General features: G+C 66.8%; 19 protein-coding genes. 5 read left to right on the forward strand and 14 right to left on the reverse strand.

Annotation, left to right across the window (positions count from 1 at the left end):
* Positions 1-109: 109 nt before the first annotated feature.
* The 3 genes from RT614_RS02990 to RT614_RS03000 form a co-directional block, all read right to left on the reverse strand.
* A complete protein-coding gene (locus tag RT614_RS02990) occupies positions 110-1498 on the reverse strand; it encodes a tripartite tricarboxylate transporter permease (protein WP_313620166.1) in 1389 nt (462 codons plus the stop codon).
* Entirely contained in the window at positions 1495-1980 is a 486-nt protein-coding gene (locus RT614_RS02995) for a hypothetical protein (protein ID WP_313620168.1), read from the reverse strand. Before RT614_RS02995 ends, RT614_RS02990 begins: the two co-directional genes overlap by 4 nt.
* Before the next feature lie 75 nt (positions 1981-2055).
* Positions 2056-3342 carry a hydroxymethylglutaryl-CoA reductase, degradative gene (locus RT614_RS03000; RefSeq protein WP_313620650.1) on the reverse strand — a complete coding sequence of 429 codons (1287 nt, stop codon included), beginning with the start codon at positions 3340-3342 and terminating at the stop codon, positions 2056-2058.
* A gap of 130 nt (positions 3343-3472) precedes the next feature.
* Here RT614_RS03000 and RT614_RS03005 point away from each other — a divergent pair, with 130 nt between their 5' ends.
* Positions 3473-4891: a PLP-dependent aminotransferase family protein gene (locus tag RT614_RS03005; protein WP_313620170.1), complete on the forward strand. Its 1419-nt coding sequence runs from the start codon at positions 3473-3475 to the stop codon at positions 4889-4891.
* Here RT614_RS03005 and RT614_RS03010 read toward each other — a convergent pair.
* From RT614_RS03010 to RT614_RS03025, 4 genes are all read right to left on the reverse strand, one after another.
* A complete protein-coding gene (locus tag RT614_RS03010; protein WP_409558417.1) occupies positions 4882-5712 on the reverse strand; it encodes an anaerobic ribonucleoside-triphosphate reductase activating protein in 831 nt (276 codons plus the stop codon). The genes RT614_RS03005 and RT614_RS03010 overlap by 10 nt on opposite strands.
* The gene (gene nrdD, locus RT614_RS03015) at positions 5678-5860 is read right to left on the reverse strand and encodes an anaerobic ribonucleoside-triphosphate reductase (RefSeq protein ID WP_313620172.1); all 183 of its coding nucleotides are present in this window, start codon (positions 5858-5860) and stop codon (positions 5678-5680) included. Before nrdD ends, RT614_RS03010 begins: the two co-directional genes overlap by 35 nt.
* 95 nt (positions 5861-5955) lie before the next feature.
* On the reverse strand, positions 5956-7950 hold the full coding sequence (locus RT614_RS03020) for a ribonucleoside triphosphate reductase (protein WP_313620174.1): 1995 nt from the start codon (positions 7948-7950) through the stop codon (positions 5956-5958).
* 163 nt (positions 7951-8113) lie between these two features.
* Positions 8114-8464 carry a DUF3325 domain-containing protein gene (locus RT614_RS03025; protein WP_313620175.1) on the reverse strand — a complete coding sequence of 117 codons (351 nt, stop codon included), beginning with the start codon at positions 8462-8464 and terminating at the stop codon, positions 8114-8116.
* Between the two features lie 321 nt (positions 8465-8785).
* Between RT614_RS03025 and RT614_RS03030 the strand changes: the two genes are divergently transcribed.
* From RT614_RS03030 to RT614_RS03040, 3 genes are all read left to right on the forward strand, one after another.
* On the forward strand, positions 8786-9400 hold the full coding sequence (locus RT614_RS03030) for a hypothetical protein (RefSeq protein ID WP_313620177.1): 615 nt from the start codon (positions 8786-8788) through the stop codon (positions 9398-9400).
* Positions 9401-9412: 12 nt separating this feature from the next.
* Positions 9413-11791, forward strand: coding sequence for a catalase (locus RT614_RS03035; protein ID WP_313620178.1), 2379 nt, complete (start codon positions 9413-9415; stop codon positions 11789-11791).
* A 119-nt stretch (positions 11792-11910) separates the two neighbouring features.
* The gene (locus RT614_RS03040; RefSeq protein ID WP_313620179.1) at positions 11911-12489 is read left to right on the forward strand and encodes a lipid-binding SYLF domain-containing protein; all 579 of its coding nucleotides are present in this window, start codon (positions 11911-11913) and stop codon (positions 12487-12489) included.
* 155 nt (positions 12490-12644) lie between these two features.
* Here the strand turns inward: RT614_RS03040 and RT614_RS03045 are convergent, their stop codons facing one another.
* The 7 genes from RT614_RS03045 to RT614_RS03075 form a co-directional block, all read right to left on the reverse strand.
* Positions 12645-13142, reverse strand: a complete 498-nt coding sequence (locus RT614_RS03045; protein WP_313620181.1) for a transporter suffix domain-containing protein — start codon at positions 13140-13142, stop codon at positions 12645-12647.
* Entirely contained in the window at positions 13139-14224 is a 1086-nt protein-coding gene (locus RT614_RS03050; protein WP_313620182.1) for a DUF2955 domain-containing protein, read from the reverse strand. Before RT614_RS03050 ends, RT614_RS03045 begins: the two co-directional genes overlap by 4 nt.
* Positions 14214-15368, reverse strand: a complete 1155-nt coding sequence (locus tag RT614_RS03055) for an HlyD family secretion protein (RefSeq protein ID WP_409558418.1) — start codon at positions 15366-15368, stop codon at positions 14214-14216. Before RT614_RS03055 ends, RT614_RS03050 begins: the two co-directional genes overlap by 11 nt.
* A complete protein-coding gene (locus tag RT614_RS03060) occupies positions 15361-16920 on the reverse strand; it encodes an efflux transporter outer membrane subunit (RefSeq protein ID WP_409558419.1) in 1560 nt (519 codons plus the stop codon). Before RT614_RS03060 ends, RT614_RS03055 begins: the two co-directional genes overlap by 8 nt.
* A gap of 338 nt (positions 16921-17258) precedes the next feature.
* On the reverse strand, positions 17259-20339 hold the full coding sequence (locus RT614_RS03065; RefSeq protein WP_313620187.1) for an efflux RND transporter permease subunit: 3081 nt from the start codon (positions 20337-20339) through the stop codon (positions 17259-17261).
* A complete protein-coding gene (locus RT614_RS03070) occupies positions 20336-23416 on the reverse strand; it encodes a multidrug efflux RND transporter permease subunit (RefSeq protein ID WP_313620188.1) in 3081 nt (1026 codons plus the stop codon). The genes RT614_RS03065 and RT614_RS03070 overlap by 4 nt, the downstream gene beginning before the upstream one ends.
* A 24-nt stretch (positions 23417-23440) precedes the next feature.
* The gene (locus RT614_RS03075; RefSeq protein WP_313620189.1) at positions 23441-24610 is read right to left on the reverse strand and encodes an efflux RND transporter periplasmic adaptor subunit; all 1170 of its coding nucleotides are present in this window, start codon (positions 24608-24610) and stop codon (positions 23441-23443) included.
* Positions 24611-24783: 173 nt separating this feature from the next.
* Between RT614_RS03075 and RT614_RS03080 the strand changes: the two genes are divergently transcribed.
* On the forward strand, positions 24784-25740 hold the full coding sequence (locus RT614_RS03080) for a molecular chaperone DnaJ (protein WP_313620190.1): 957 nt from the start codon (positions 24784-24786) through the stop codon (positions 25738-25740).
* Positions 25741-25770: the final 30 nt, after the last annotated feature.

The following is a 25770-nucleotide window of genomic DNA, read 5'->3' on the forward strand; positions in this document are numbered from 1 at the left end:
CTGGTCAAGAGACCAGAGGCTAGAGCAAGGGGGGGAGCACTGCCTTGCGATGAATCAAGTGGCGCGGCAATGGCGGACGGGGCGCACGGCCCCGCCCATGCGTCACGGTTTACGCGAGCAGCTTGACGATCGCCGGCACGGACAGCACGGCGGTGTAGTAGCCCATGAACTGCACGCCGGTGTTGAAGCCGAACAGGCGCGACAGCAGGCCGCCGATGAGGCCCATGGTCAGGATGACGAGCAGGCCCAGGAACTGACCTTCCCAGACGCTGATCACGATGATCAGGCCGACGAAGGTGGCGATGATGGCTTCGTGGCTGACCCGGCGCGACACGAACAGGGCGGCGCGGCGCGCAAAGTTCATGGCGAAGGGGTAGGACACCACCGCGGCCAGCAGCACCGCCAGCATGCCGTAGCCCAGGAATTCCCAGTGGTTCAGCAGGTTGTGCAGGTTGTGCGTCTGGCCCGTGGCGGCGTCCACCGTGAAACGCGGAGGCGCGTTGAAGAGCGGCGCCGCGGGGCCGGCCGCCACCGGGCTCAGCGGCAGCCCGAAGGCGATCAGCGGGATCAGGGCCTCGGCGATGTAGGTGGCCTCGGTGACGCCGTTGCGCGCGCTAAGCACGGTGGTCAGGCGATGGTAGGCGTGCTTGATGCGCGACCCGACCAGTTCGCCCAGCACCACGGTCATCGCGACCGGGCTGAACACGAACGTGGCGCTGGACACCGCCGCCGTGGCCAGGGTCCAGCGGGTCTGCACGCGGTCCATGACCTTGAGCGGATTCGGGAAGTAGCCCGACCAGCCCTTGACGTCGGGCGCCAGCGAGAACGTGCGCACCTTGTCGCGCAGCATCTTGCTGCGGCCCTGCGGCGAGATCACCGTGAACAGGTCGGCGATCAGCGGTCCGATGGCGATGCCCAGGAAGTAGCTGATGCTGAGCTTGACGCCGTACTTGGCCGTCAGGCTTTGCAGGGCGATGATGACCATCACGAAGGGCACCAGCAGCGCCACGGCGGCCCAGCGGCCCGCCGAGAAGTAGGCGATCAGCACCGCCGCGGCCAGGAAGATCCACGGGGCGGACTTGGTGATGGCCGCGCCGAACGGCGCCAGCAGGACGGCGAACAGCACGGCCAGCGGCACCGCCACGAAGGCGGCGACGATGGCGCCGGACACCATCTTGCGCAGCGCTATGTGGGGCACGCCCAACTTGCGCAGCATGTTCGCGTCCTGCAGAAGCGGCGTGGCCAGCGTGTCGCCGGGGATGCCCAGCAGCGCGGTGGGCACGGCATGCGTCATGTGTTTGGCCACCGCGCCCGCCAGGAAGAAGGTGAAGACGCCCGCGGGCGGCACGCCCAGCAGCACCACCAGCAAGGTCAGCGGGGCCAGCGTGGTGGTCTCGTCGGTGCCCGACACCAGGCCGATCGCCGCGAACACCACCGCGCCCAGCAAGCCCATGCCGGCGGCCACCATGATTTGTTCAAGCAGAATGGGATCGCTCATGCCAGCGCCTCCTTGCCGGCGCCGGGCCGCACGTCCACGGATGCCGTAGCGGCGGCGGGCTTGCCCGCCGGTTCGGCGAACAGGTCGTACAGGCCCAGTTCCTTCAGTTCGCGCACGACCGCTTCCGGCAGGTCCGCCAGCGTGCCCAGCCCGCCGGGCTGTTCGGCCAGTTCGGCCAGGACTTCCGCGCGCCAGGCGGGATCGTGCGTGGCGCTGCGTTCGATGACTTCGCGCTTGGGCGGGAACAGGCGGGCGCAGATGATGCCGGCCAGCACGCAGCCGGCCAGTCCGGCCAGCATGGCGTACGCATGCGCCAGCTCGGGTGACGCGACCACGCCGCGCAGCCAGCGGCTGGCTGCAAAGAACCCTGCCACGCTGATGGCGATGCCGATGACGATGGCCCACGCAAGATGCCGCAGGTCCACCGTGTCGCTCCAGACTTCAGCCAGGCGCGTGGAGGGCGCCGGGGGGCTGTGTTTCATGTCTCTCTCCTTAGTGAGCGGGCGGCGCGCGGGGATGCCGGGCGCCGCCTCTGTGTTGTTATGCGTACAGCAGGATCAGGCGGCGCGCAGTTCCTCCAAGAGGGCCAGCGCGCGGTCGGTGCGGACGTCCTTTTCCGCCGCCATGCGCTTGGCGATCACATCGATCTCCGCGCCGGTTGCGCCGGCCACCAATGCAATGTTGCGGGCGTGCAGCGCCATGTGGCCGCGCTGGATGCCTTCGGTGGCCAGCGCGCGCAGCGCGCCCAGATTCTGCGCCAGGCCGACGGCCACGGCGACTTCGCCCAGTTCCTGCGCGGACCGCACGTCCATGATCTTCAGCGCCAGGCGCGCCAGCGGGTGGGTCTTGGTCGCGCCGCCCACCAGGCCCACGGGCATGGGCATTTCGATCGTGCCGACCAGCGCGCCCGACGTGTCTTTTTCCCAATGGGTCAGCGAGGTGTACCGGCCGGACCGGCTGGCGTAGGCGTGAGCGCCAGCCTCGACCGCGCGCCAGTCGTTGCCGGTGGCCACGATGACGGGGTCGATGCCGTTCATGATGCCCTTGTTGTGCGTCGCGGCGCGGTAGGGGTCGATGGCGGCAAACGTATAGGCGTCCAGCACGCCTTCGATGATTTCGACGCCGCTGCGATCCTTGGTGTCCAGCACTTGCGGCGTCAGGCGCACGCGGGCCCGCGCCAGGCGCAGGTCGGCCAGATTGGACAAGATGCGCAAGCGCACGGAGCCGCCGACGATCTCTTCGACCAGCGGCGCCACGGCCTCGGCCATGGTGTTGACGGTGTTGGCGCCCATGGCGTCGCGCACGTCCACGATCAGGTGCATCACGATCATCGGGCCGCGCGGCGTGTCCGGGAACACGTGGACCTCGATGTCCTGGCAGCCGCCGCCCAGGTCGATCAGCACCTTGTCGCGGCTGTTTGCCAGCGTCAGGATGCGGTCACGCTCGCGCAGCAAGGCCAGGCGGGCGCCGTGGGGGTCGGTGATGCCCAGCACCTGCACTTGCGCGCGCATCAGCGGCCGGGTGCTGGAGGTTTCGAATCCGCCGCATTCGCGCGCCAGCTTGGCCATGAAGGAAGCGGCGGCCACCACGGACGGTTCTTCCACTGCCATGGGCACCAGGAAGTCGCGGCCGTTGACCTGAAAATTGCCGGCAACGCCCAGCGGCAGCTCGAACGAGCCGATGACGTTTTCGATCATGCCGTCGGCGCGGGCAAGGCCCAGGGCGCCGGGTTCGGCCAGCAATTGGCGTTCTTCGGACGTAAGCTCAGTCGCGTCCGCGATGGCGGCCAGGCGTTGGGCAGGGGTAAGGGCGCGGAAGTTGGGCAGGCGTGAATCGGCCACGATGGCGTGTCTCCGTATAAGAATCGAGTGGCCTGATTCTAGGTAAACTGTACCGCTATTCAGAGGTACAGTTTGGGCAAACAGTACCATTGCACTGCACCAATTTTGGCAATGATTTAACTGGGATCCCCGCATGGATGAAGCCAATCCGCCCGGCCGCCCGCAGCGCGCCGCGCCCATCGCCGAAAGCCTGGCCAACCTGATCGGCCAGCAGATCGCGGACGGCGTCTATCGCGCGGGCGACAAGCTGCCTTCCTTGCGCGAACTGGCGCAGTTGCATCGCTACGCGAAGAACACGGTGGTGGTGGCTTTCGAGATGCTGGTGGCCCGCGGGCTGGTGGAGCCGCGCCGCGGTTCCGGATTCTATGTGCTGGACGTCGAGCACGCGCGCGCGCCCGCCGACGAGGAACCCGGGCAGTTGAGCCGCGCGATGGACATCGTGTGGCTCATGCGCGAACAGCTCAAGACGCAGCCCGACGCGGTCGCGGTGGGCGATGGCTTTCCCCCGGTTGAATGGCTGGCCGACATGCGCATGGACCGCTATCACCAGAAGGTGGTGCGCACCGGCCTGGGCGCCTTGTTCCGCTATGGCAGCCGCTTCGGCTACGCGCCGCTGCGCGAAAGCCTGGTGCGCAAGCTGGGCGACGTGGGCATCAGCGCCGCGCCGTCGCAACTGGTGCTGACGCACGGCGCGAACGAAGCCATGGACCTGGTGATCCGTTACTTCCTGCCGCCGGGCTCGACGGTGCTGGTGGACAACCCGGGCTATTACCCGCTGTTCGGCAAGCTGAAGCTGGCGGGGGTGCGGATGCTCGGCGTTCCGCGTCTGCCAGATGGCCCCGATCTGGCGGCGCTGGAGGCATTGCTGCAGCGCGAGAAGCCGAGGCTGTTTTTTACGCAGTCGCTGGCGCACAACCCGACCGGATCGGACATTTCGCCGGCCAAGGCCTACAAGGTCCTGCAACTGTCGGAACGCTACAACCTGATGGTGGTCGAGAACGATCCGCTGGCCGATTTCAAGCCCACGTCCGCCGTGCGCCTGTCCGCGCTGGACCAGCTTGAGCGCACCATCTATATCGGCAGCTTTTCCAAATCGTTTTCCGCGGCGCTGCGGGTGGGCTTCATCGCCTGCAATGCGGCGTTGGCCAGTGACCTTGCCGACCTGAAGGCGCTGGTGCACGTCAGCAGTTCTGAATACTGCGAGCGCATGGTGGACGTGATGCTGCGCGAAGGCCATTACGAGCGGCATCTGGTGCGCCTGCGCCAGCGCCTGGAATCGGCCACCGGGCAGGCCCTGCAGGTGCTGGACGAGCTGGGGGCCAAGGTTTTCACCCGTCCGACGAGCTCGCTGTACCTGTGGTCGACTTTTCCGGGCGTGGACGATTCGTTGACGCTTGCCGCGGCGCTGATGCCCGAAAAGGTCATCATGGCGCCGGGACGCGTGTTCAGCGTGGATCCGACGGCCGTGTCGCCGTGGTCGCGCTGCAATGTGGGCGCGGTGGGGTCGCCGCGCTTCCTGGCGACCCTGAAGGCGAAGCTGGATCAGCGATAGGCGAATTCCTCGAAGGCCTGGCGCATTTCAGCCTGCGCTTGCGTGCTGAGGGCACGCGCTACCGGCGCGGCCGGGCCCGAGCGCGCCGCCTGCACGGCGAAACGCCGCACGCCTCGACGCGCGAGTTCGCGCGCCAGCGTCAACAGCCGCGGTTCGTCCAGCCAGTCCGGGTGCCAGGTGATCCGGCATTCAAAGTCAGGGCCGGTCGACAGAAGCTGCGTCAGGCAGGCCATTGCGGGGCGTTGGGAATCGCGGCGCCCCGTGATGTCGTCATAGCCTTTGGCGTCGGCCTTGATGTCCATGCCTACCCAGTCCAGGTGGCGCAGCACGTCGGCCAGGCGCAGCGGGTAGATGCCCGCCGTATGCAGCCCGACGCGGTAGCCCATGCGCTTGACGTCGCGGATCATGGAGGGCAGGCGCGGTTCGCTGAGAGGCTCGCCGCCGGAGAACACCACCGCATCCAGCAGGCCCTTGCGGGTCTCGAGAAATTCGCGAACCTCGCGCCAATCGTAGCGGGCGGCGCGGGTTTGCAGTTCGGTGTTGTGGCAGTAGTGGCAGCGCCACGGGCAGCCGGCGATGAAGATCACCGCCGCAAGCTGCCCGGGCCAATCCACGGTGGAGAAGGGCACCAGCCCGCCGACCGCTGGCGCATGCCGGGGCATGGGCTGGTTGACGGGCTGCGGCGGCGCGGCGTAGGCCTGGCGGTCGGCCAGCCTGCGCACCGCGTGGCTGGCGGGAGCGCCGGCCGGCGTGCCGGCCGCCGATGTGCCCTTGGACGGTGTGCCTTCAGGCACTGTGTTCGACGAAGAAGCGGCGTTCATTGAATTCGCCTTGTTTGCCGGTGTTGAAGGAAGAAACCGGGCGGTGGTAGCCCATCACCCGGGTCCAGACTTCGCAGCGCACGCGCTGGCTGTCATCCAGTTGGACGGCGGGAGCGGCGGTGGCGACGGGAGCGATCAAGGTTTGCATAGGTTTTCCTAGGTAGTGGGTGCCGGACGGCTGCCCGGCGGGGAGTGAAGGCCTGCGCGACGGAACGCCGCGCGCGGGCCCGGGTCCCGGCGGTGCTATGCCGGGGTGCAGCACGCGGACTGCTTGGCCAGCAGTTCGGCGTCGCATTTGGGGCAGAACTCGTGGTGTCCGGCCAGGTAGCCGTGGTTGGGGCAGATGGAGAACGTGGGCGTGACCGTGATGTAGGGCAGGCGGAAGTTCGTCAGCGCGCGGCGCACGAGTTGCTTGCAGGCCTCGGCGGACGAGACGGCTTCGTTCATGTACAGGTGCAGCACCGTGCCGCCCGTGTACTTGCTTTGCAGCGTTTCCTGCAGTTCCAGCGCGTGGAAAGGATCGTCGGTATAGCCCACCGGAAGCTGGCTGGAGTTGGTGTAGTAGGGCTGCGCGTCGGTTCCCGCCTGCAGGATGCCGGGATAGCGCTTGCGGTCTTCGCGGGCGAAGCGATAGGTGGTGCCTTCGGCCGGCGTGGCTTCCAGGTTGTACAGGTGGCCGGTTTCTTCCTGGAATTCGGTCATGCGCTGGCGCACGCGGTCCAGGAGGCGCACGGCGAACGCGTGGCCCTCGGGCGTGGTGACGTCTTCGGCGTCGTCAGTGAAGTTGCGGATCATCTCGTTGATGCCGTTCACGCCCAGGGTGCTGAAGTGGTTGCGCAGCGTGCCCAGGTAGCGCCGGGTGTAGGGGTAAAGGCCCTGGTCGATGTAGCGCTGGACCACCTTGCGCTTGGTTTCCAGAACGTCGCGGCCGAGCTCCAGCAGGTAATCCAGGCGTTCCATCAAGCGGGCTTCGTCGCCGCGGCACGTGTGGCCCAGCCGCGCGCAGTTCACGGTGACCACGCCAACGGAACCGGTCTGCTCCGCCGAGCCGAACAGGCCGTTGCCGCGCTTGAGCAATTCGCGCAAGTCCAGCTGCAGGCGGCAGCACATGGAACGCACCATGTGCGGCTCCAGGTCGGAATTCAGGAAGTTCTGGAAGTAGGGCAGGCCGTAGCGAGCCGTCATCTCGAACAGGCGTTCGGTGTTGGGATGGTCCCAGTTGAAATCGGGGGTGATGTTGTAGGTGGGGATCGGGAACGTGAATACGCGCCCCTTCGCGTCGCCCGCCATCATGACTTCGATGTAGGCGCGGTTGATCATGTCCATCTCGGCTTGCAGGTCGCCGTAGGAGAAGGGCATTTCCTCGCCGCCCACGTAGGGGATCTGGTCTTTCAGGTCGGCCGGGCACGTCCAGTCGAACGTGAGGTTGGTGAACGGCGTCTGCGTGCCCCAGCGGCTGGGGACGTTCAGGTTGAAGATCAGTTCCTGGATGGATTGCTTCACGTCCGCGTACGTCATGGCGTCGCGACGGATGAGGGGCGCCATGTAAGTGTCGAACGAGCTGAACGCCTGCGCGCCTGCCCATTCGTTCTGCAGCGTGCCCAGGAAGTTGACGATCTGGCCGATGGCGGCCGACATGTGCTTGGGCGGCGTGGATTCGACCTTGCCGGGAATGCCGTTGAAACCTTCGGTGAGCAGCTGGCGCAACGACCAGCCGGCGCAGTAGCCGCTGAGCATGTCCAGGTCATGGATGTGGATGTCGCCTTCGCGATGGGCGTGTCCGGCTTCGGGCGTGAAGACGTTGGACAGCCAGTAGTTGGCGGTGACCTTGCCCGCCACGTTGAGGATCAGGCCGCCCAGGCTGTAACCCTGGTTGGCGTTGGCATTGACGCGCCAGTCGCGCTGCTCGAGGTATTCCTCCATGGCGCTTTCCACGTCGACCAGCGTGTGGCGCAGGGAACGCAGGCGGGCGTGCTGTTCACGGTGGACGATGTAGGCGCGCGCCGTGCGCCAGTGGCCTGCCCGGACCAGGGATTCTTCCACGCGGTTCTGAATGGTTTCGACGCCGGGACACACGTTGCCGTCCAGGGCAGCGATGACGGCGCCCGTGAGTTCGCGGGCGCCGGTCAGGTCCAACTCTCCGGTGCTTTGGCCCGCCGCCGCCATGGCTTGAGCGATCTTCTCGCTATCGAATGCAACGACGCGGCCGTCGCGCTTGAGGATGTGTTGGATTTCCATTGGTGGCACCATATGTAGTGGAGTTCGGAAACTCTACCACCACATATGGTGCTGATCGCGGCCCACCGAAGATGGATGTCGGCCCTGCTTGATGCGCATCAAATGGCCGCCGAGGCCTGCGAAAACGCGCAATGCGGCCCCGTGAACGGCCCGCGAGGGGCGCTTAAAACCCGATGCCGACGCCCAACAGGGTGATGGCGACCGCCAACGCCGCCGTGCCCGCTGCGGGACGCGGCGCCCAGGACAGCATGCCGAACCAAAGCAGGGCGCCGGCGCATAGCCAACCCAGCCAGACCACCATGCCCAACGTGTCGCCCCACAGGCCGACGCAGGGAAGGATGGACAGCCCCAGCAGCAGCGCGCCGGCTCCGCGCAGCACGCGCGTGTGGCCCGCGCGGGGATTGCGGCCCCAGACCTGATGGTAGTGGCGGGGCGCCGCGAGGCCCAGGCAGGCCATGCCGGCATAGGTCAGCAGCCACGCCATGGCGATGGCAAAAATGTCGTTCAGGGTCATGCAGCTGCAATCTTGCGCGGGTCGACGTGCCTGCCGGTTGGCGCGTGGCCCAAGCGCTGTTGTGGTTGATGCCCCCGATTCTAAGGGAATCGGGGGCGCGATCGGCGTGGGACGCGCTTTGTATTTTTTTCCACGGGCCGCGCGGACGACTCCGTGCCGACGCCGCTGCGTCGCTCGATGCTGCGCGCGGGGCGTCGGGTGCTCCCACCGACCGCGCCGGCATGGCACGGCACTTGCTGGGCACGCGCCTCAATCCCGAATGATTGCCGCGGGATTGCCCGCCGCGCACAACGTCGATGACCTACGACAAGGAGCCTAACCATGAAACGCAAAGCCGGAAACGCTCAACAAATCAAAGAATTGCTGTATCAGGCCCTGGAGACCGAGATCGGAGGACTCGCCATCTACGAGACCGCCGTCAGTTGCGCGATCAATGAGGACTTGAAGAAGGAATGGCTGGGGTACCTGGAAGAAACGCGCACCCATCGTCGCGTTCTGCTCACGGTCTTCGAGCAATTGAAGCTGGATCCGCAGGAGAAATCGCCGGGCCGCGAGGTGGTGCGGCATCTGGGCGAATCGCTGGTCAAGGCGATGAAGATGGCGATCACGGCGGGCGGCCCGGAAGCCGCGCAACTGGTTGCAACCGAATGCGTGGTGCTGGCCGAAACGAAGGACCACTCGAACTGGGCGTTGATCGGCATGATCGCCGAGCAGCATTCGGGCGCCGAGGCCAAGATTCTCAAGCAGGCTTACGACGCGGTGGCCACGGACGAAGACCACCACCTCTATCACACCCAGGGCTGGTCGCGTGAGCTGTGGATTGAATCGCTGGGCTTTCCGGCGGTGCTGCCGCCGCCCGAAGAGGTCAAGAAGGTCGAGACCGCCATCGGCGCCTCCCGCGCCGAGCAGTCGCGTGACTCGATGCTGGCTCATTAAGGAGAGACACTCATGGCAAGCAAGAAGCCAGGAAAGACGGGTTCCGGCGGCGCGCTGGACACCGCATACATGAATACCGATAGCGGCCCGGCCAGCGGGCCGGCCGGCAAGCCCACCCATCCCGCGCTTCAGCGCGCGGTGGCGGTGGGCGCCACGACCGGCGCCATTCCCCATAATGCGAACAAGGCGGCGGAGTACGGCGAAGAGGCCGCGCGATGTCCCTATGCGGGCGCGCACGTCGGCGCCGTGGATCCCACCGTGGGGGCAAGCTCGCTTTCCGAGACCGAGACCACGCCCAAGACGGGCGATCCGGCCACTCCCGGTGTGAACCAGGTCGACGGACGGCTGCCGCGCGTGCGCGCGGACGGCGGGGGGCAGGAGCTGACCACGAACCAGGGCGTTCGCGTCAGCGACAACCAGCACTCGCTGAAGGCGGGGTTGCGCGGCCCTGCGCTGCTGAAAGACTTCATCCTCCGCGAAAAGATCACGCACTTCGACCACGAGCGGATCCCCGAGCGCATCGTGCATGCGCGGGGCTCCGCCGCCCATGGCTATTTCGAATGCTACAAGCCGCTTACCGACCTGACGTGCGCATCGTTGTTCGCTGAAGCAGGCAAGCGCACGCCCGTCTTCGTGCGCTTCTCCACGGTGGCTGGCGAACGAGGGTCCAAGGACACGGCGCGGGACGTGCGAGGCTTCGCGGTGAAGTTCTACACCGACGAAGGCAACTTCGATCTGGTGGGCAACAACATGCCCGTGTTCTTCATCCAGGACGCGATGAAGTTTCCCGACCTGGTCCACGCCGTCAAGCCGGAACCTCACCATGGCATGCCTCAGGCGGCGTCCGCCCACGATACGTTCTGGGATTTCGTGTCGCTGATGCCCGAGTCCACCCACATGCTGATGTGGGTCATGTCGGATCGCGCCATTCCGCGCAGCTATCGGATGATGCAGGGCTTTGGCGTGCATACCTTCCGCTTCGTGAACGCCCAGGGAGAGTCGCGCCTGGTGAAGTTCCACTGGAACCCCATCCTGGGCACGCATTCGCAGGTCTGGAATGAAGCGGTCAAGGTCTCGGGCGCCGATCCCGATTACCACCGCCGCGATCTCTGGGAAGCCATTGACGCCGGCCACGGCCCGGAGTGGGAGTTGGGCGTGCAGGTGTTCACGGACGATCAGGCCGAGGGCTTCAGCTTTGACGTGCTGGACGCCACCAAGATCGTGCCCGAGGAGCTGGTGCCGGTGGTGCCCATCGGGCGCATGGTGCTGGATCGCAATCCCGACAACTTCTTTGCCGAAACCGAGCAGGTGGCGTTTTGCGCCGCGCACGTCGTGCCCGGCGTGGACTTCACCAATGATCCGTTGCTGGCGGGCCGCATCCATTCCTACGTCGACACGCAGATCTCCCGCCTGGGCGGACCCAACTTTCATGAGATTCCGATCAACTCGCCGCTGGCGCCCGTACACAACAACCAGCGCGACGGCATGCACCGGCAGGCCATCCACCGCGGGCGCGTTGCCTACGAGCCCAACTCGTTGGCCGGCGGCTGTCCGTTCCAGGCGGGGATGGACGGTTTCGTGTCGTTCCCGGAACCGGTGACCAGCGACGAGCTGCGGGGGCATCCCGAGAAGTTCGCGGAGCATTACAACCAGGCCACGCTGTTCTACGACAGCCAGACCGCCTGGGAACGGCGGCACATCATCGATGCCTTCGCGTTCGAACTGAGCAAGGTGACAGTGCCCCAGATCCGGGAACGAATGGTGTCGTCCTTGCGCAACGTGTCCGACGAACTGGCGCAAGGCGTCGCGCAGCAAATCGGAATGAAGGCCTTGCCTGATCCCATGCCGCGCGCGATCCAGAATCCGCCCAAGCCCGAGGTGCAGGTGTCGCCGACGCTGTCGCTGACTGCCCGGCCTGGAGACGGCGGGGTGGCCACGCGCAAGGTCGCCATCGTGGCGGCCGACGGCGTGGACGGCGCGGCGTTGTCTGCCGTGGCCGACGCCCTGATGCAGGCCGGCGTGGTCGTCCGGTTGGTTGGCCAGCACATTGGCCCGTTGATGGCGGCCGACGGCGCGGCGCTGGATGCGGACGCGTCGCTGGATAACCATCCCTCCGGTCTGTTCGACGGCGCGGTGGTCTTGGGCGGCGCGGCAGCCGCCGAGCAGCTTGCGGCGGACGGCCGGGCGCTGGAGTTCCTGCGCGACGCCTATCGCCATGGCAAGACGCTGTTGGGCCTGGGTGAAGGCGTACAGGTTTTCGCCGCCGCCGGCATCGACGCGGACCCGAATGACGGCGGCTTGCTGCTCGGTGGCGAGGACGCGCAGGCATTCATCCAGGCGCTGGCAAAGCACCGGCATCCAGAGCGGGAAACCACTCCCCCCAAGGTATGAGAGGCGCGGCCGCAAGGGTAAGGAAACACCATTGACACTGATGGGGCGGCTGCGAATACTCCCCTGGCAGGTCGGGCGAGCGCAAACCGCGCTTGCCATCCTTACCCATGGGAGGCCGAATGAGCCGCGCGTCCGTGTTGCCTGTGAGTTTCCTCAGCTGGCTTTGCGCCAGCCTTTTGTCGGTATCCGCGCTGCTTTGTCTGACGCCGCCCGCGCGGGCGGCGTCGGCGTCGGAACTCAGCACCGATGCGATGGCGGCGCTGGAACAGCTATACGCCCAGGAGCCGCGAATGCGGGAACTCGGCCGCAAGGCGGTTGGGGTCCTGGTGTTTCCCAGCATCATCAAGGGCGGGCTGCTGGTGGGCGGAGAACGGGGCGACGGCGCCCTCATCCGCAGGGGCAAGGTAGAGGCGTTCTACTCGATTTCCGCGCTGTCCTTCGGATTCCAGGCTGGCGCCCAGCAGTTCAGCTACGCGCTCTTCTTCATGAACGAACCGGCCATGGCCTACCTGGACCAGAGCGACGGCTGGTCGCTGGGCGCTGGCCCCAGCCTGGTCGTCGTTGACCAAGGCTATGCCGCCAGCATCACCACGACCACGGTGACGCAGGACGTCTATGCCGTTCCTTTCGGAGAACAGGGGCTGATGGCGGGGATGGGATTGGAAGGGTCGAAGATCAGCCGCATGGATTTGAATTAGGCTTCTTCACCGCCGCAACCAGGCAGTGACCCGCCAGCGACGGACGGAGCCGCCGCTGGCCAGGCAATCCAGGAATTCGCTGCGCGGCGGCTCACCGCCGCGCCGTGGACGCCGGACTTGGAAAGGGCCGGCGCATGAAGGCATCGCTGCCTCGCCTACACCGATCGCACGAACAGGGCGCGCAGCTTGTTCCAGAAGTCTCCGCCCAGGACGAAGAAACTGGCGACCAGCATGACGTCGCCCAGGAATTGCGCCTGCCACATCCTGGGCCGCAGACCGGGCCAGATCTGGTCGACGTACGGTTCCAGCATCGAAGTCAGCAGCGGCAGGACGAACATCACCATGCCAATGGCATGGCGGACCGGGCCGACCTTCTGCACGGGCGCAAGCCGTTTGGCATGCCCGCCGATAATGGCCTTGAGCTGCTGGAAGCCCTCTTTGCCCATGACGGCGATGCAGGTGATCAATAGAACCTTGTTGGCGATGAAGATGGCGCCGGTAAGCGCGGCGATGCGGGATCCGGGGATGTCCAGGGCGGCGCCGATCGGGATCAGGAACCACAGCGCAAATGCAAGGATGAAGATCCCGATTCCGCATTTGAAGCGCCAGCCCATTGCTGGCGCGGGTGGGGTATGCATGTCTTGGGCGGTCATGGCGGGCTCCTTTTAAGGCGTGTGAACGGATGGCGGGACAGGAATCCGGTTTTGCGCGGAGCGCGTGGCCGGGGCTCGAGCAACTGCAACATCAGGCAGGCGTAGAGTGTGACGGCCATGAACAGCCCCATGCGCACGGCGAAGGCGGTGTAGACGTCCTTGCCGGCGATGCTGTCCTGCACGGATTGGCCCAGCAGGATGATCAGTGTCACCAGCGTGTTGAGCCAGAAGCTGGGCGGATGCGGCGTGGGACTAAGCCGATACAGCTTGCGCGCTGCCACCAGGCCGAACAGCAGCATCCATAGAAAGTACATCCACAGGCTGGGGAACAGCCTGAGCGCAAACCAGAACAGCACGGCCAGCACGCCTGCCAGCAGCGTGGAACCCACGATCTCGCGTGCGGCCCCATGCGCCGCGGTGACGCAGCTTTGCCGTCCGAGGCTGACCGCTTTCAGGATGATGGGCATGTAGCCAAGGGGATCCGTCAGCGCCAGCAGGAAAGCGGGCATCACCACCAGGGTGGCGCGCAGGCTCATGCGGCTGGCCTCGGCGGGGGGCAAGGCGGGGGCGGGGGGCTGTGCCGGCGCGCCGGGAGGATCGGGGAACAGCCAATGACAGATGCCCAGCACCAGCGCGGCCAGCAGCAAACCCTTGACCAGCGCTTCGATCACGGTGACGGCCAGGCCGAAATCGAAGGTCCCCGCCGCCGAAATCATGGTGAGGCCGATGATGAGAAACGTGGAAACGAGGTTGTTGCCGCCGCGCAGGCCGTGCCGGAACGCCAGGAACAGGCACACGCTTATCAAGAGGACCCCAGCGGCCGGGTAGTAGCGCAACGGGGGAATCAGCAGCAGGCCGATGCCGGTGGTGAAGAGCGCGACCAGCGCCAGTCCCACACCCGCTTTCAAGGACAGGGGGCGGTTCATCGACGCCAGCAGGAACACCGCCAGGACCGGCGCCACCATCGGAATGGGCATGTCCAGCCCGAAGCTGATCGCCAGGCACAAGGCGGTGCCGGTCCCCAGGCGCAGGGCGCGCTGGCCGCGGGGATCGCGCACGGGGGCCGGGGCGTCAGTAGGCATAGGACAGCCAGCTCATCACGCGCAGGTACACGCGGCCCAGCGGATTGAGCGGATTGCCCGGGCTGGGAAAGGCCATGACTTCGGCCTGGCCGCCCACGCGCACGCCGCGCAGGGACGGCAATTCGCCCGGGTTTATTTCAATGGCTACCGGAAAGCGCTGAGCGGGGCGCAGCCAGTCGCGGCTGTTCTGCACGGACGGCAGGCTGCCGGGCGCGGTGGGTGGGCCCACGTTGACGCCGTAGCCCACGCTGCGCACGCGGCCTTCGAAGACACGGCCGGGCAGTGCGTCCAGGACGATGGACACCGGCGTGCCGGGTTCGACGTGGCCGAGGTTGTTTTCGGTCATGTCCGCGTTGATCCAGACGTCATGGATCGCGATCAGCGTCATCACCGGTTTGCCGGCGGCGGCAAACTGGCCTGCGTCGGTGCGCAGGTCCGTGACCAGTCCCGCCGAGCGCGCGCGCACCTGCGTGTTGGCCAGATCGAGTTCCGCCTTCTCCACAGCCGCCGCGGCGCTGCGCAGCTTGGCGTTGTCTTCCTCGCTACCGCCTTCCTGTTCGCGCGCGCGCTGCACTTCGGCGCGCGCCGCGGCAACCTGGCTGACGGCCTGCGCCAGATTTGCGCGGGCAATTTCCAGCCTGCGCAGCGATATCGTGCCGCGGTCTTCGCGGTACAGGCGCTCGAGCCGGGTGCTGTCCTGGCGGGCGCGCACTTCGTTGGCTTGGGCGGCGCGCAGGGAAGCCTGCGCCGAATCGATGCCGGCGGTGCTGGCGCCGATCTGGCGACGCATGGCATCCAGGTCCGCGCGCGCGCGGTCGAGCGCGATCCGGTAATGCTCGGGATCCACGTCGAACAGCACGGCGCCCGCCTGGACATCCTGGTTGTTGCGGACGTGTACCTTGGTGACGCGGCCAGACACTTCCGAGGCTACGGGCACGACGAAGGCCTCCACACGGGCCTGCTGTGTGTATGGGGTAAAGCGATCCGCCAACAGATACCACACCAGGCTCAGCACGATCACCACGACGACCCACCGCACGCCCTTCTTGGCGGGGTCCGCAGCGGGCGGCGGGGGCGGAGGCGGAAGAGGCGGCGGAGGCGCGGCCGGCTTGGGGGCGGGGGCCGCGGGCCTGGAACTATTCATCGGTACGTCCCTTCTGCCTGGGAGTCGAGGTAACCGGGGAAGGCCGCCCGGCGTCGGAAAGCAGGTCGCCCCAGTTGGTGCGCTGCCGCATCTGTTCGATCGTGGCGGGGTCCAGCACGGGTTCGTGGCTGTACCAGCCGCCGCCCAGCGCTTTGTACAGGGCGATCAGGTCGCTTACGGCGTTGCCCCGATTCACCACATAGGAGTCCTGCTGCTGGGCCAGCGCGCGCTGCGCGTCAAGCACACGCTGGAAATCCGAATATCCCTCGCGGTACAGCGCGTTGGCCAACGTCAGCGAACGCTTGGCGGCCAACGCGGAGTCATGCAGGATGCCGTCGCGTTCCAGGGCCTTGATCAGTCCGGTGGCGGCGTCGTCGGCCTCGCGCGCCGCCTGGCGCACGGCGTCCTGGTAGACCACGATCAGTTGCTGCAGCCGCGCATCCTGCACGCGCACCGCGTTGGTCAGCCGCCCGTGGTCGAATACGTTCCAGTTCAGGGTGGGACCGGCAAGCAGAGCCGCGCCGCCCGACGTTCCGGTCAGCGAGGTAGCGGTCCAGACGATGCTGCCCAGCAGGGTCAGCGAAGGATAGAGATCCGCCTCGGCCACCCCGACCTGCGCCGACTGCGCGGCGATCCGCAACTCCGCGGCGCGGATGTCGGGACGCCGCAGCAGCAGGTTGGCGGGCACGTCCTGCAGCACGGCCCGGTCGATCAGCGGGATGACCGCTTCTTTGGTATTCAGGTCCGGCAATTCCGGCAGGGGGCCGGGCGGCCTTCCGATCAGGACGGCCAACGCGTTGCGCGTTCGGGCGATCTGGCTTTCGAATTCGGGAATCGTGCTCAGCGTGCCCAGGTATTGGGTGCGGGCCTGTTGCAAGTCCAGTTCGTCGGTCTCGCCGCTATTGAACAGGCGTTCGGTGATTTCGTAGCTGCGCTTCTGGATCACGGCGTTGTCGCGCGCGATGCGCAGGCGGGCCTCGGCGGTGCGCAGCGCGTAATAGGTATCGGCCATCTGGGCGTGCAGCAGCACCAGCACGTCCTCGCGATTGGCCTCGGCCGCGAAGTACGCCGCGTCGGCGGATTCGATGGCGCGGCTGAAACGGCCCCAGAAGTCCAGTTCCCACCCGATGTTGAACCCCGCGCTGTACTGCCAGAAACTGCTGGGCCGCGGATTGCCTTCCGACGACCGGGAAGACCGGTGTTGATACAGCGCGTCCGCGCCGATGACCTGGGATTGGGGGTAGGCGCCGCTACGGGCGATGCCCAACTGCGCCCTGGCTTCCATGATCTGCAGCCCTGCAAGCTGCACGCCCGGGTTGTGGGCGTCGGCCTGGGCGATCAAGGCTTCAAGGATAGGGTCGTCGAAGACACGCCACCACTGGCGCGCGTCCGGCTGGGCGCGCGATAGGGTGGCTTGCTGCAACGACGGCGTGTCCCACCGTTCGGACCAAGCTTCGCGTTGGGGCTCGAAATCGGGCCCCACCTGCACGCAACCGCTGAGGCAAAGCGCGCCGGTCAGCAGCAGTCGATTCAGACCAGTCATCGGCCGCATTGGGCACCAGGTGTGTCTAGAGCCTAACCGCAATGGTCCAGGCAGCGGCCCGATGAATGCCGCCCACCGTGAACGCCCCAAAGCCCGGCGGCGACGCGATTGTCGCGTCTGCGCCGACACCGCGAGCAGCGGTTCACCAGGAGCGCGCAGCGTTGCGCGGGCCGGATACAACTGCTTGCTCGAACGTGCAAATCGATTCTATTGGGCTTTTTATCTTCCCGCCAGCGGAATGAATATGGGGTTCTCCCGCGCCCGTGACCGGGGGCGCGACGTCGCTCGATCATTCAGTTGCAGGGGTGCAACGCAACTATTCACCGCCAGGGGCGTACCCCTTGGGCTCACGCCGCCCGGCCGCGCCGCCAGCCCAACGTCCGAACGCGCAGCCGCTCCAGCGCCAGATACACGATAGGCGTCGTGTACAGCGTCAGGAACTGGCTGATCATCAGCCCGCCCACGATGGCGATGCCCAGCGGGCGGCGCAGCTCGGATCCTTCTCCCATCCCCAGCACCAAAGGCAGGGCGCCGAGCAGCCCCGCCAGGTTGGTCATCACGATGGGGCGCAGGCGCAGCATGGCGGCGCGATGGATGGCCTGTTCGGGCGTCAGGTTTTCGCGCCGCTCCAGGCTGATGGCGAAGTCGATCATCAGGATGGCGTTTTTCATGACGATGCCCACCAGCAGGAACAACCCCAGCAGCGCGATCAGGGTGAACTCGATGCCCGCCAGCTTCAGCGCCAGCAGCGCGCCCACGCCCGCCGAGGGCAGCGTGGACAGAATCGTCAGGGGATGCAGCGGGCTTTCGTACAGGATGCCCAGCACCAGATAGATGGCGACCAGCACCGCCAGGATCAGCCACGGTTGGTCCTGCAGGCTCTGCTGGAAGTTGCGCGCATCGCCGCCCAACCGCGTCTGGATGGTCGAGGGCACCATCAGCTTGGCCATGGCGGCGTCGATGGCGGCCAGGCCCTGTTCCAGCGAGACGCCCGGCGCCAGGGAAAAGCCGACTCCCACGGCCGCGAAAAGGCCGTCGTGGAAGACGCGGTCATTGACCAGGCCGTGGCTGTAGGTGGCGAACGCGGTCAGCGGCACGCGGTTGCCGTCGGCGGCCACCACGTGCACCTGTTCCAGCACCTCCGGATCCTCGGTGTAGCGGGGGTCCAGTTCCAGCACGACGCGGTACTGGTTCATGGCGTCGTACAAGGTGGCGACCTGGCGTTGACTGAAGGAGTTGCTCAGCACGCTGCTGACGGTCTGCATGTCTACGCCCAGGCGCTGCGCGGCGCTGCGGTCGATATCGATCACGACCTGCTGCGTCGCGCCGTCGCCTTGCGCGTCCACGTCCCGCAGTTCGGGGATGTCCTGCATGGCCTTGGAAATCTTGCGTGACCATTCCCGCAATGCGGGCACGTCGCTCGCCATGATGGCCAGTTCGTGGTCGCCGGAATTGCCGAAGCCGCCGGGCATGCGTAGATCCTGATCCACGTTCAGGAAGAACATGCCGCCGGGCACCGCCGGCGCGTTCGTGCGCAACCAGTTGATGACCTCGGTCGAGGACATCCGCCGTTCGGATGCGGGCTTCAGGCGGATCAGGAAGAGCGAATTGCTGATGCCCAGCCCGCCGCCGTTGTAGCCGATCACGTCCTGCACGGCCGGATGCTTCAGGACCAGTTGCCGGTATTGGTCGATCTTGGGTTGCATGACCTGGAACGAGAAACCGTCGTCGCCGCGGACGAATCCCATCAACTGGCCGGTGTCCTGCACCGGCAGGAAACCCTTGGGCGCCTGCACGTACAGATACACGTTCAGGCCCACCACGCCGGCCAGCAGCAATAGCGTCAGGCGGGCATGGCCCAGCACGCGCGACAGCGATGCGCCGTACCAGTCGTGCACGCGGGCAAAGGCGGCCTGCATGCGCGAGGGCCGAGGCGCGGCGTGGGCGGCGGGTCCGGCGGGGCGGAGCCAGCGCGCGCACAACGCGGGGATGATGGCGATCGAGACCACCAGCGATATCACGGTGGCGGCCACGAGCGTGATCGAGAATTCCCGGAACAACCGCTCCACCAGCCCGCCCATGAACAGGATCGACACGAAGACCACGCTCAGCGCGACGGTCATGGCGACCAGGGTGAAGCCAACCTCCCGCACACCGCGCAGCGCGGCCTTGACCGGCGTTAGCCCGCGTTCGATGTGGCGCGAGATGTTTTCCAGCACGACGATGGCGTCGTCCACCACCAGGCCGGCCGCGACGATCAACGCCATCAGCGACAGGTTGTTGAGCGAGAAGCCCCACGCGTACATCACGGCAAAGGTGGCGATCAGGCATACCGGGATGGCAACGCTGGGGATAGCCGCGGCCCGGGCGTTGCCCAGGAACAGCCAGACGACCAGGATCACCAGGCCGGCGGCCAGCGCCAGCGTGATGTGCGCCTCGCGCAGCGTGGCCTTGATGCCGGGAGAACGGTCCAGCGCCACGGTCAGGTCCACGTCGGCGGGCATCAGCGCGCGCAGGCCCGGCAAGGCCTCGTTGATGGCCTGGATCGTTTCGATGATGTTCGAACCCGGCTGGCGGCTGATGGTCAGCACCACCGCCGGATTGCGGTTGTGGAATCCGCTGCTGTAGCGGTTTTCGACGGAATCGCTGACCCGCGCCACGTGCGAAAGGCGGATCACCGCGCCGTCCTTGTGGCGCACGATCAGGCTTTCGTAGTCCTGCGCGCTGCGTGGCTGCTCCGGCGTGCCGACCTCCCAGCGCCGGCCCGCCGAATCCAGCTGGCCCTGCGGTCCCATGGGGGCGGCGTCGGAAATCGCCTCGCGCACGTCGTCCAGCGCCACGCCATAGTGCGCTAATGCGTTGGGATTGACCTGCACCCGCACCGCGGGCAGGGAACTGCCGCCCATCGTCACTTCGCCGACGCCGCTGATCTGCGAAATCTTCTGCGCCAGCACCGTCGATCCCAGGTCATAGAGCTGGCCGGCGGGCCGCGTTCCGGAACTGAGCGCCAGCGCCATGATGGGCGCTTGGGACGGGTTGACCTTGCGGTAGCTGGGATTGCCCGGCATTCCCGCCGGAAGCTCCGCGCGCGAGGCGTTGATGGCGGCCTGCACGTCGCGGGCGGCTTCGTTGATGTCGCGGTCCAGGTCGAACTGCAACTGCACCCGGGTGGACCCCTGGTTGCTGGACGAGGTCATGGAACTGACGCCCGCGATACTGCCCAGAGCGCGTTCCAGCGGCGCGGCCACGGTGCTGGCCATGCTCTCGGGGCTGGCGCCCGGCAGGTCGGCGCGCACCTCGATGGTGGGAAAGTCGACCTGGGGCAGGGGCGCCACCGGCAGCAGGCGCCACGCGACGGCGCCCAGCAGGGTCAGCGCCACCGCAAGGAAGATGCACGCAACAGGCCGGTGCAGCAGCGCCCGGATCATCGCGCGGGGCCTTCTGCGTCAGGCGCCGGTGCGGTCTCGGGACGGCGGTGGCCCAGGCGATGGAAGAACAGGTAGACGGCGGGCGTGGTGAAAAGCGTCAGCACCTGGCTGACCAGAAGCCCGCCCACCATGACCCAGCCCAGCGGCTGGCGCAGTTCCGCGCCGGAGCCGGTCGCCAGCATCAGCGGCAGGGCGCCGAACAGGGCGGCAAGCGTCGTCATCAGGATCGGCCGCAGGCGCAGCAGCGCCGCTTCACGGATTGCGTCCCGCGGGGCAAGCCCGCGCGTGCGCTCGGCCTCCAGCGCGAAATCCACCATCATGATGCCGTTCTTCTTGACCAGCCCGATCAGCAGGATGATGCCGATGACCGCGATCAGGTCCAGCGGACGGCCCGTAAGCAGCAGCGCCAGCAGCGCGCCGACTGTGGCGGAGGGCAGCGTGGACAGGATCGTGACGGGATGGATGGCGCTTTCATAGAGCATGCCCAGCACCAGGTACATGGTGACCACGGCGGCCAGCATCAGCCACAGGGTATTGGACAGCGAGGCCTGGAAGGCCGATGCCGCGCCTTGCAGGCGCAGCTCCACGCTTTCGGGCATGCCGATCTCGTGCCTGGCCGATTCGATGGCGGCGATGGCCTCGCCCAGGGACCCGCCTGGCGGCAGGTTGAACGACAGATTCACGGCCGGAAACTGCGACAGGTGATTGACCGCCAGCGGCGCGGCGCGCTCGCTGACCGTCGCCAGCGCCGACAGCGGAATGGCTTGCCCGTCTTCGGTCTGAAGGTGGATGCGCTCCAGCGCGTCGGGGCTCGTGGCCATCGTCCGGTCCACTTCCAGCACCACACGGTACTGGTTGGACTGCGTGAACAGCGTGGCGACCTGTCGCTGGCCGAACGCGTTGTACAGCGTCTGCGCCACGTCGTCCATGGTGATGCCCAGACGCGCGGCGGCGTCGCGCGACACTTCCAGGTAGGCTTGGCGGCCGCCGCCCTGCAGGTCGGACGATAGGTCGGCCAGTTCCGGCGCCTGCGACAGGCGCTGCATCAGCGCGCCAGTCCAGCGGGTCAGCAGGGCGCTGTCGGGCGAAGTCAGGCTGAACTGATACTGGCCGCGGCTGACGCGGTCTTCAATATTCAGTTCCTGCACGGGCTGCAGGTACAGCGCTATGCCTTGGACTTCTCGGGCGCTCGCGTCCAGCCGCGCCATGATGTCCGCCAGCGGAGCGCTGCGTTCGCTCCACGGTTTCAGGTTGATCAGCATGCGGCCGGTGTTCAGCGTGGCGTTCATGCCGTCGATGCCGATGAACGACGACAGGCTGGCTACGTCGGGGTCGGCAAGCAGGCGTTCGGCCACGGCCTGCTGGCGGCGCGACATGGCGTCGAACGACGTGCTCTGCGACGACTGCGTCACCCCTTGCAGTACGCCGCCGTCCTGCGCCGGGAAGAAGCCCTTGGGCACGGCAAGGTATAGCAGTCCTGTCAGGACCACGGTCGCCAGCATCGCCGCGAGAGTCAGGCGCTGATGGCGCAAGGTGACGTCCAGCCAGCCGGCGTAGCGGGCCTGGACGCGATCCAGCAGGCCGGGTTTCGTGGGCGCGTGAGCCGGCAGCAGCCGCGCGCACATCATTGGCGTAAGGGTGAGCGACACGGCCAGCGATATCAGGATGGCGACGGTCAGCGTGATGGCGAATTCGCGAAACAGCCTGCCCACCACGTCTTCCATGAAAAGCAACGGGATCAGCACCGCGATCAGCGACAGGGTCAATGAGACAAGGGTGAAACCGATCTGCCCCGCGCCCTTGAGCGCCGCCGCCATGGGGCTGTGGCCCTGTTCCCGGTAGCGCGCAATGTTCTCCAGCATGACGATGGCGTCGTCCACGACGAAGCCGGCGCCGATCGTCAGCGCCATCAGCGTGAGGTTGTTGGTGGAAAAGCCCGCCAGGTGCATGAAGCCGAAGGTGCCGATCAGGGACAGCGGCACGGCCAGGCTGGGAATCAGCGTTGCGGGCAGGTTGCGCAGGAAGAGAAACGTCACCAGCACCACCAGACCCACGGCGAACGCCAGCTCGAACTGCACGCCGCGCACCGACGCGCGGATGCTCTCGGTGCGATCGGTCAGGATGCGCACCTGCGCGGCGGCGGGCAGGCTGGCCGTCAGCTGCGGCAGCAGCGCCTTGACCTGGTCGGCCACCGCGATCACGTTGGCGCCGGGCTGGCGCTGGATGTTCACCAGCACGGCCGGCTGCTTGTCCACCCAGGCCGCCAGATAGCGGTCCTCGGCGCCGTCTTCCACCGTCGCCACCTGGCCCAGCCGCACCGGCGCGCCGTTCTTCCAGGCGACGATCAGCTCGCGGTACTCCGCGGCGCTTTGAAGCTGGTCGTTGGCGTCCATGATGACGGACCGCACGGGGCCGTCGAAGCTGCCCTTGGGCTGGTTGGAGTTGGCCTTGGTGATGGCCTCCTGCACGTCGGACATCTGCAGTCCGCGCGCCGCCAGCGCCATCGGGTTGACCTGCACGCGCACGGCCGGGCGCTGGCCGCCCGCCAGGCTGACCATGCCCACGCCGGACAGTTGCGACAGCCGTTGCGTCATGCGCGTGTCGACCAGATCGTAGACCTTGGGCAAGGGCAGCGAGTCCGACGTCACGGCCAGCGTCAGGATGGGCACGTCCGCAGGATTGACCTTGCGGTAGACCGGCGGCGTGGGCAGGTCATTGGGCAGCAGCGAATCGCTGGCGCTGATGGCCGCCTGGACCTCTTGTTCTGCCACGCCCAGCGGCACGTCCAGTCCGAACTGCAGCGTGATGACCGAGATGCCGCTGCCGCTGGTGGAAGACATCTGCTTCAAGCCCGGGATCTGGCCGAAGCGCCGTTCCAGCGGGGCGGTGACGGCGCGCGCGGTGACATTGGGGCTGGCCCCCGGGTATTGCGTCGTCACCTGGATGATGGGGTAGTCCACCTGCGGCAGAGCGGCCACGGGCAGCATGCGCCAGGCCAGGATGCCGGACAGCAGCAGGGCGATCATCAGGAACGACGTGGCGACCGGACGCAGGATGAAGGGGCGTGACAGGCTCATGCGGTTTTCCTTGGCGATGCCGGCCTAGCTTTGCTGTTCGACGATCTGCACGTCGCGGCCGTCGTGCAGGCGGTCCACGCCTTCGACGACCACGCGTTCGTCCTCCGCCAGTCCCGCCCGCACCACGATGCGGCCGGCGTTGGCCGGTCCCAGTTCCAACACACGGCGGGTCGCCTTCGAATCGTCTCCGATGACGAAGACGAACGCGCCCTCCGAGCCGTACTGCACGGCGGCGGCCGGGATGGTCACCGCGTTGGCCTGTTGCACCACGGCCAACCGGATGTTCACGAACTGATTGGGAAACAGCGCTTCGTCGGCGTTGTCGAAGCGGGCGCGCAGCCGGACTGTCCCGCTCGCGGCCTGGATGCGGTTGTCCAGCGCCTCCAGCGTGCCTTCGGCCAGGATGCGGCGATCCTCGGCATCCCATGCCTGCACGCGTAACACGGGCGTCTTGGCCTGCGCCTGGCGCAGGATGTCCAGGCGGCTTTCGGAAATGCTGAAAAGCGCGGAGATCGGCGCCATCTGCACCAGCGTCGTCAGCCCGTCGGCGTCGCTGGCGCGAACGTGATTGCCGGCGTCGACGCGCCGCAATCCGATGCGGCCGGCATGCGGCGCCACGATGCGCGTATGGTCAAGCAGGCGCTTGGCGTCGGCTACCTGCGCCAGGTTTGTCTGGCGCTGCGCGGAATAGGCTCGCACCTGCGCCTCCGCGGCATCGAGCTGCTGGCCCGCCACCGCTTCCTGGCGCGCCAGCTTGCGATAGCGCAGCAGGTCCGTCTGCGCGTTGTCCAGCAGCGCCTGCGTTTGCGCTAACTCGCCTTCCGCCGAGGCCAGCGCGGCAAGGAAGGGACGCGGATCGATCTGCGCCAGCAATTGGCCGCGGTCCACGGCCTGGCCTTCTGTAAAGTGCAGCTTCACCAATTCGCCGTCGACACGGCTGCGCAGGGTCACCTGCGCCAGCGGCGTGATCGTGCCCAATGCGTGCAGATCGCGTTGCAACGGCCCAGTGCGCGCCGCCGCGACGCTCACGGCGACAGGCAGCTTTCCGTAGTTCGGTGGAGGCGGAGCGGCAGGGCCTTTATTTCCCGTCAGCCAGATTGCCGCGCCGATCAGCAGGGCCAGCACCAGGGCGGCGGCGATCGGAATCAGGCATTTGCGTGTAGGGGTGGGGCCCGCAAGGGAGCGCAGGAACATCGGGGCTGCCAGGCGAGGGGATAGCGGACAGCCGAGATTCTATATTAATAATAATGATTAGCGTTATTAAGCGGGAATTTCAAGCAGGGTTTGCGCGCATCGCGGTGCGATTCGGCGCGCGTATCGTTTAGAGTGGCGGCTGTTTTCAAAACTGGTTTAGCAAGGAGTGGGTCATGGGTGAATCTTCCCTGGAAAGTCCGCGGGAATTGTTCGAGCGGCTGCAGGAAAGGATCGGGGCAGAACGCGCCCGGCTGGCGAGCTGGCAGGCGATCGAGGCCGAATATCAGCGCAAGTACACGCAGGATCTGCGCCCGCTCGAGGAAAAGCTGAACCTGTTGCGCTACAAGCTGGTGCTGTGCTTCGACCACGCCTGCAAGAACATGGGCCTGTCCAAGGCAGAACGCGAATTCGTGTCCGAGCTGGTCACGGAGTTTTCAGAAGAACTGCTGGGGCTGGCGGCCAAGAGCGACCTGCCGGCCGGTTGCGACGTTGCGCGGCTCAAGACCCTGTACAAGAAGCACTGCGGCTCCGACTACGATGCGGACGTGGCCGAAGACACCGAGCAGGCGAAGGAATACCTGGCCGAGGCGCTGGAACTTGATGCCGGCGAACTGGACGCCTACACGCCGATCCGGCTGCTCCAGCTCATCCAGGACCAGTTTGAAGACGAAGAGGCCGAGGAACTGCTGGAAGAGGCGCGGCAGGCCCTGCGCTCGCCCGTGACGAACGCCCAGGCGTGGCAGGCGTTTCAGGACGCAGAACGCGAGCGCCTGGCCGAGTCCGCGCAGGATCCGGCGCTGAAGGCTGGTGTGGCGGGCGGCGACGGGCTGACCGGCGACGCGCTGGACAAGGCGAACGCCGTCCTTGCCAAGCAGCTCGACGAAGTCCTGGCCCAGCTCAACTACGCGGAAGAAGGCTTCAAGCTGCGCTATGAACTGGACCCGTTCGCGACCTTCGATCCGGACACCGTGATCGAGGAGCTGGACGCGGACATCGTGGACATTCAGGAATACATCCGAGAACTCGAGCACGAGGTGATGCAGTTTTCGGATGAATCCCTGCTCAAGGCCTGGCTCAAGGCCATGCGCCGTGAGGTGGCGGCGATCGAACGGCGGGAAGGGCGGAGCTGACGATTCCGGCGCCGCCCGGCGACGCCAGGC

This window comes from Achromobacter sp. (assembly GCF_032102605.1).
Classification (GTDB): domain Bacteria; phylum Pseudomonadota; class Gammaproteobacteria; order Burkholderiales; family Burkholderiaceae_B; genus Achromobacter.